Raw genomic sequence first — 476 nt, 5'->3', positions numbered from 1 at the left:
GGAAAGATGCCAAAGTTGGTGTCCTTGCTTACCAACGACTTTGACATGTCCATGGAGACTATCGTAGCCATCTACCGCAGGAGGTGGCAGATAGAGTCTCTTTTCAAGCAGATAAAACAGAACTTCCCGCTTAGATACTTCTATGGGGAGAGTGCCAACGCCATCAAGATACAGATTTGGGTTACACTCATTGCCAATCTATTACTGTCACTGCTGCAAAGCTCATTGCAGAGGCGGTGGAGTTTCTCAGGGCTGGCTACTATGGTGCGCATTGTACTTATGGAATACCTCAACATGAATAATTTCTTCAACATGCCGGATGCCGACATGAAACTCATGCTTGAAGCAGCGGCTGAATCGCCACCCGAGGTAACAGAAAATGAATAAGGGGGCTTGTCACTAACATGCTGTCATCCGAACTATTGTGTCTCAATGAGTTGGAATGAGGATTTCTATGTTTAGCGGACAGTAATAAC

At 45.6% G+C, this 476-nt stretch carries 1 protein-coding gene (cut by a window edge); it reads left to right on the top strand.

From position 1 onward, the window contains the following. Positions 1-387: the 3' portion of a transposase gene (locus tag E0E16_RS03335; protein ID WP_130828813.1), read on the top strand. The gene continues 681 nt to the left of window position 1, outside the view; 387 of the gene's 1,068 nt are visible here — the last part of the coding sequence; the start codon falls outside the window, past its left edge; it ends in the stop codon at positions 385-387. Positions 388-476: the final 89 nt, after the last annotated feature.

This window comes from Prevotella rectalis (assembly GCF_900607215.1).
In the GTDB taxonomy this organism is placed as follows: Bacteria; Bacteroidota; Bacteroidia; order Bacteroidales; family Bacteroidaceae; genus Prevotella; species Prevotella brunnea.
This window is presented reverse-complemented; position numbering and strand designations above follow the sequence as displayed.